This window comes from Moritella sp. (genome assembly GCF_033791185.1).
Classification (GTDB): domain Bacteria; phylum Pseudomonadota; class Gammaproteobacteria; order Enterobacterales; family Moritellaceae; genus Moritella.
The window spans coordinates 1-6,652 of record NZ_JASJHF010000195.1 but is presented as its reverse complement, the minus strand read 5'-3'; the positions used below and the strand labels follow the sequence as shown (position 1 = coordinate 6,652).

Below are 6,652 nucleotides of genomic sequence, written 5' to 3'. Positions count from 1 at the left end.
CCAGTGTTGCAAACGACACTTTAAAGTCGCCAGTACGAACCGCGTTTAATTCAGCATTCGCTGAGAAATAAAGCATACCGTCACGTGGGCCCTCTTCCTCTTTACCTTCAAAGTAAGGTAGGAAGTTGTAACCATCCATATGCACACGCCAGTTTTTGCCGTTGTAGTTAGCGCCTTTTTCAGATTTTAGTTTTTCAACAACTTTATCATCACCAGCCGCCGCCATTAATGTTGGAAGCCAATCTTTATGAGACATGATTTCGTTAACTTTAGTACCAGGGTCAATCACACCAGGCCAGCGAACTAGCTGAGGAACACGCATACCACCTTCAAAAGTCGTACCTTTTTCACCATGGAAGAAAGTTGCACCACCGTCAGGCCATGACACTGTTTCTGCACCGTTATCGGTTGAGTAGATAACAATAGTGTTATCTGTAATGCCTAACTCATCGATTTTATCTAATAAAACACCGATATGGTCATCATGTTCCATCATGCCATCAGCATAGATAGAGATGCCTGAAATACCTTGGTATTTCTCTTGTAAGCGAGTCCAAACGTGCATACGTGTAGTGTTGTGCCAAATAAAGAAAGGCTTTTTAGCTTTTACCGCTTTTTCCATAAAGGCTAGCGACTCTTCTAAGAACTCTTCATCAGCATTTTCCATACGCTTACGCGTCATTGGGCCTGTATCTTCAATCTTGCCATCAGCAGTTGATTTAATAACACCACGAGGACCGTATTTTTTAACGAACTCAGGATCTGTCGGGTAGTAATATGTTTCCGGCTCTTCTTCCGCATTTAAGTGGTACAGGTTACCGAAGAATTCATCAAAACCGTGCGCAGTAGGAAGATGTTTATCTTGGTCTCCCATGTGGTTTTTACCAAAATGCGCGGTCATATAACCTTGCTCTTTTAGTAGATCAGCAATAGTTGGAGTCCAATCTGGAATACCCGCATCAGAGCCAGGCATACCAATCGTTAATAAACCAGTACGGAATGGTTCTTGACCGGTTAAGAATGCAGCACGACCTGCAGTACATGATTGCTGGCCGTAATGGTCGGTGAACAATGCACCTTCATTAGCGATACGGTCGATGTTTGGCGTTTGGTAGCCCATCATGCCGTTGTTGTAAGCGCTGATATTAAAGATACCAACATCATCACCCCAAATGGCAAGGATATTAGGTTTTTCTGCGGCATTGGCAACAGCTGTCGCTGCTAACAAACCAGAACATAGAGCGATTTTATTAAAGCTAAATGATTGTTCCATACGTACTCCGATAAATTTTTTTGTTTACGAAATCAAGAATTTAAGAATGTAAGAATTTATGAGTTTTTTCTTAGACGAGTGGATTATATGGAGTACCAGAATTTATTCACCGAATAGCGTGTATAACCTTTGGTTATGTGAGTGTATTAAAGAAATAGTTTATGATGATTCAACGTAAAAGATGGCTTAAGCTATATCTGGAGATAACATAGTGAACAATACTTTACACAATATTAACGCCTTAATAAATCAAGTTGATAAATCAGTGATTGGACAGCCCCATGTCATTAAAGCATTAGTAATTGGTTTGCTCACAAAAGGTCACGTCTTATTAGAAGGCTTACCAGGCACAGCAAAGACACGCTCTGTAAAGTCGCTTGCTGATACTATGAGCGCCACTTTTGGACGCGTACAATTCACTCCAGATTTACTACCTTCAGATATTACTGGCACCATTCAATACCAAGATAATAACGGCACGCCACTGTTAACGTTTCAGCAAGGCCCGCTGTTTAATAACCTAGTTTTGGCTGATGAAATCAATCGAGCACCAGCCAAAGTACAAGCTGCCTTATTAGAAGCGATGGCTGAAAGCACAGTAACAGTAGGCGATACTAGCCATCAGCTTGATGAAATATTTATGGTACTAGCGACTCAAAATCCGGTTGAACAAGAAGGAACTTATCCGTTACCAGAAGCGCAAATGGATCGCTTCATGATGAAAGTGAATGTTGATTATCCAGATGACAACGCTGAATTAGATATTATTCGTTTAGTAAGATCAGAAGAAGAATCAACGACAGGAACTGAAAAAAAAGCACAGCAGAAAATTGACCCTAAACAATTTTTAACAGCACGTAAACAGGTCAGTGAAATTAAAGTTTCAGAGGTGGTAGAGAGATATATGGTGGCATTAGTGATGGCAACACGTCACCCTCAAAGATACCCTGACTCGCCATTATCAACATGGATTAAAACAGGTTCAAGCCCGCGCGCTTCAATCGCACTGGATAAATGTGCACGCGCTCATGCATGGTTAGCAGGCCGAGATCATGTATTACCTGATGATGTAAGAAGCGTTGCACATTCAGTTTTGTCTCACCGCATAACCTTAAGTTATGACGCATTAGCCGATGATGTTGATGGCAAAGAAGTCGTGAACACCTTATTAGATTGTGTGCTTATTGGATAATTTGCGATGAATAAATCAACGCTTGATTCAAAAAAACAGCAATCCGATGCTAGATTGCATGCCAACTATCGCCGCTTAGTAAAACTGCAGGCGCTGAGCCATTCATTTCGATTGTTACCAAAGTGGCAAGCAAAGAGCCAAATGGCGGGTCGTCATCATTCGCAGTTTCGCGGCAGAGGTTTAAATTTTGAAGAGCTAAAGCATTATCAAGTCGGTGATGATATACGTAATTTAGATTGGAAAGTTACGCTCAGAACAGGGCAAGCGCATGTGCGTTTATATAGCGAAGAGAAAGATCGCAACGTGGTGATATTGGTTGATCAAGGCGCGAATATGTTCTTTGCATCAACAGATACAATGAAATCGGTTGTCGCTGCAGAAGTGGCAGCGTTAATTTCATGGCGCGTGCTACGTGAAGGAGATCGCATAGGATTGATGATAAAAAAAACCGACGCTTATACTTGGTCAGAGCCAATGCGCGGACAACAACACGTTTTACATCTATTAAAAAATTTAAGCGAAACAAATCAGTCACTTAACGTAAGTTCAGTTGATAAAACAAGCTTTTCAGAGACCTTAACTGCCTTAGCTAAACGCGACTTACGCCAATCAACAGTGATCATATTAAGCGACTTTTTATCGTTAAATGAAGATGACATTAGCAAGTTAAAAAATATTCAACGTAGCAATGATTTATTAGCTATAAGAGTGTCAGATCCGATGGAGCATGCAATCCCAGACCATGGCGATTGGGTAATGGGTGATGGCAACTATCAATTTAGCCTGCATCAGCAACAGCAAATTTCTAAAGTGAATCAACACTTCTCAGCCACAACGGCAGAAAACGCTAAAAAGCTAAACTATTTAATGGCTCGCCACAATTTACCGCTAGTTGAATTGAGCACCAACGGTAACCATTTAAGCCAACTAAAGCGCGCGATCGGAGCCTAATATGCAACACATTCCTCCATCAACTTACATTTTGCGAGAGCTTATCGACGTGCAAACTGCCGATGCCGTTTCATGGTGGCCAGGTTTTGAAAACTTACCCACGGGTTGGTGGGTTATGATCGCAATATTAACCTTAAGTGCAGTGGTTTTAGTGATAATTGCCTTTAGTTATGCTTGGAAAAATCGCTACCGTGGTGAAGCATTAAGTGCACTAAAGATCATAGCCTCACCTGCTAAAAACAAATCGGATGCAGACGCTAATCAGGCTATCGCTGAGCAGATTTTTTTCACTCTCAAACAGGTACTGTTTTACATTGATTCATCATCTGCAAAGCTAGCTGATAGCTCAGTCTTAAATCGCCTAGATAAACTAATGAAACACAAAACCAACACCTGGCAAGGTGAACTAGGACAGCGTTGGATCGCCAGTTTATATGATCCCAACATTCATTTAACCAATGAAGAAATCACCCGTTTACAACAACAAAGCCAACATTGGATTAAGCGACACCACAATACTTTCTCCCTTCTTCCATTGTCATTATTGAAAGGACAATAACATGTCTTCAATTGAGTTAACTTACCCGTGGTTATTGTTATTACTGCCCTTGCCACTATTAGTCATGCGTTTCACTAAAGCCTATAAAAGTAAACAAACTGCAATTAAAGTGCCCTTCTTTAAATCGCTGATGGATACACTTGGCGAAAAACCCAGTGAAGGTGCCAGCATGTTAACACCACGCTTATGGCAAACAGTTATATTAGTACTAACTTGGGTTTGTTTAGTCTTCGCAATGGCTAAACCAACACTGTTAAGCGAACCTCAATTACGCGAGCAATTAGGGCGTGATGTGATGATTGCTTTAGATCTATCGGGGTCAATGAATGAAACTGATTTCATAGATATAGCGGGGAACAAAAGCGCACGTATTGAAGCTGCCAAACAAGTATTACAAGACTTTTCAGAAACACGACAAGGCGATCGTTTAGGGTTGATTTTATTTGCTGATGCCGCTTTTTTACAGACACCCTTCACTTCAGATATTGCCGTATGGCAAACCTTATTAGCTCAATCAGATACGGGAATGGCAGGTCAAAGTACCCATCTTGGCGATGCGATTGGCTTAGCCATAAAAGTATTTGAACAAGCAGAACAAGATAAAGACAGCAACCAGAAAGAGATTGAAAAAGTAGTCATTTTACTTACCGATGGTAATGATACTGGCAGCTTTGTGACGCCAATTGATGCAGCTAAAGTAGCAGCAGTAAAAGGTATTCGCGTGCATGTTATTGCGATGGGCGATCCGTTAACGGTTGGCGAACAAGCATTAGATATGAAAACCATAGATAGGATAACCCAAGAAACGGGTGGCAAAACCTTTACAGCACTCGATAAACAACAACTAGAACAAGCCTATCAAGCGGTATCCGAACTAGAGCCTCAACTGTTTAACAGTACCAGTTACCAGATAACGCACACACTGCATCACTACTTAATTATTTTTATTCTACTGGTTTATCTATGTGCTTTTGGTATCAGCTTGTTAGTTCAAAACGTTAAAGCAACTAAGTCAAAGCGACTAAAAGGAGAGCAGGATGTTTGATAGCTCTTTTTTAAGTTTATTATGGGTTAATTTTCATTTTATTCGCCCACTGGTTTTATTATTAATTTTACCATTAGCATTAATTATAACTGTAAGATGGCAGCGCAGTAACGCAGCACACTCCCAGCAAGCATTACCTGCGCATTTGCAGAAAGCTTTAACCGTAGGTGAACTAGGCTGGAAAAAATTACTACCGCTTAAACTACTGACTGTTTTATTGTTAATCGGCATTGTTAGCAGTGCAGGCCCAACCTGGACACGTTATGAATCGCCCTTCAATGAAGATAAAGGTGCATTACTAGTGATCGTCGATTTAAGCCAATCAATGCTTGAAAAAGATGTCGCACCAAATCGTTTAATACGTGCTCAGCATAAAATAATAGATTTAATTGAGCTACGTAATGGCGGTAAAACAGGATTAATCGCTTATGCAGGCTCTGCCCATGTAGTCATGCCATTAACTGAAGATAAACAGGTATTTACCCCTTTTGTTAGCGCCTTATCACCTGAAATAATGCCCGTTGAAGGTAAACAAGCACAACAAGCGCTCAGTTTAGTAGATACCTTATTAGCGGAAGAAAAAGGCGCTAGTATTCTATTAGTCACCGACGGTATGGTGCCGGAAGCAATTAAGGCTTATCAACAATATTTCGCCAATTCCCCCCACCAGCTATTAGTACTCGGTGTTGGTTCATCGAGTCGAGAAGCAACCATTCCACTTGATTTACGTTCATTAAAAGACCTTGCTGATAAAACCGATGCAAGCCTACAATTGCTGACAGTAGATAGCCAAGACGTGCAATGGTTAGTAAATAAAATACAGCGACATATGCAAATTTCTAGCGACAGTATCATGCCATGGCAAGATATGGGCTATTACCTACTGTTTCCGATGGCGTTATTACTATTGCTGTGGTTTAGAAAAGGTTGGTTGGTACATTGGGGCGTGCTGTTAATCATATCGACTAATGGCCTATTTATGCCAACACCCTTATATGCTTCAGAAGCTAATTTATTAATAGATCCACCAGCCGTTGAGATTCAGCAACAAGATCAAGCCAACCCTGAACTTTCACCTACATTTTGGGCGACTACCCAGCAGGCTTGGCTAGATCTTTGGTTAACACCGGATCAACAAGGTGATCGTACTTTACATAAAAAAGAGTATTTACAAGCAGCACAACACTATCAAGACCCATACCTTAAGGGCATCGCTTATTATTACGCGGCACAATATAAAGCCGCTCATATTAGTTTTATGCAACAGCCTAGCCACCAGAGCCTTTTTTATGCCAGCAATGCGCTAGCAAGGCAACGAGAATACATAGCAGCCAGAAATTTATTAATCGTTCTAAGCGATAAAATGGATAAAACAGTGCTTGAATCTGAGGCTTTGCTACGCGCTGATGTATCTAATAACTTAGCCGCTATTCAGAAAATAATTGATGACATCAATCGTTATAGCGAAAGCCAGAAAGGCACAACAGATGGTCTTGAAGAGTCATTTGAATTAGATAAAGATGCCCCCATCACTTCCGATGGATTTGAAGAGATTGCGCCAGAAGAAGTACTTAATAAAGAAACCTTAAACTCTCGCGAAATATTGGGTAGTGAAGAATTAGCCAATAAATG

Annotated in this window: 6 protein-coding genes; 5 read left to right on the top strand and 1 reads right to left on the bottom strand. The window is 40.8% G+C overall.

Annotation, left to right across the window (positions count from 1 at the left end; all coding sequences use genetic code 11):
• The coding region (locus QNK26_RS11745) for an arylsulfatase (protein ID WP_319223144.1) at positions 1-1,273 on the bottom strand (1,273 nt) is incomplete at its 3' end.
• Positions 1,274-1,481: 208 nt separating this feature from the next.
• Here QNK26_RS11745 and QNK26_RS11740 point away from each other — a divergent pair.
• The 5 genes from QNK26_RS11740 to QNK26_RS11720 all read left to right on the top strand — a co-directional run.
• A complete protein-coding gene (locus QNK26_RS11740) occupies positions 1,482-2,465 on the top strand; it encodes an AAA family ATPase (RefSeq protein WP_413816363.1) in 984 nt (327 codons plus the stop codon).
• A gap of 6 nt (positions 2,466-2,471) precedes the next feature.
• Positions 2,472-3,416 (top strand): DUF58 domain-containing protein, encoded by a 945-nt coding sequence (locus tag QNK26_RS11735; protein WP_319223141.1) that lies wholly within the window; start codon positions 2,472-2,474, stop codon positions 3,414-3,416.
• Position 3,417: 1 nt separating this feature from the next.
• Entirely contained in the window at positions 3,418-3,975 is a 558-nt protein-coding gene (locus tag QNK26_RS11730; protein WP_319223140.1) for a DUF4381 domain-containing protein, read from the top strand.
• Between the two features lies 1 nt (position 3,976).
• The gene (locus QNK26_RS11725; RefSeq protein ID WP_319223139.1) at positions 3,977-5,020 is read left to right on the top strand and encodes a VWA domain-containing protein; all 1,044 of its coding nucleotides are present in this window, start codon (positions 3,977-3,979) and stop codon (positions 5,018-5,020) included.
• The coding region (locus QNK26_RS11720) for a vWA domain-containing protein (protein ID WP_319223137.1) at positions 5,013-6,652 on the top strand (1,640 nt) is incomplete at its 3' end. The genes QNK26_RS11725 and QNK26_RS11720, both read left to right, overlap by 8 nt.

Bases quoted from the DNA above. Each gene is read 5' to 3' on its own strand.
- QNK26_RS11735 (WP_319223141.1), top strand. From the start codon at position 2,472: ATGAATAAATCAACGCTTGATTCAAAAAAACAGCAATCCGATGCTAGA.
- QNK26_RS11730 (WP_319223140.1), top strand. From the start codon at position 3,418: ATGCAACACATTCCTCCATCAACTTACATTTTGCGAGAGCTTATCGAC.
- QNK26_RS11725 (WP_319223139.1), top strand. From the start codon at position 3,977: ATGTCTTCAATTGAGTTAACTTACCCGTGGTTATTGTTATTACTGCCC.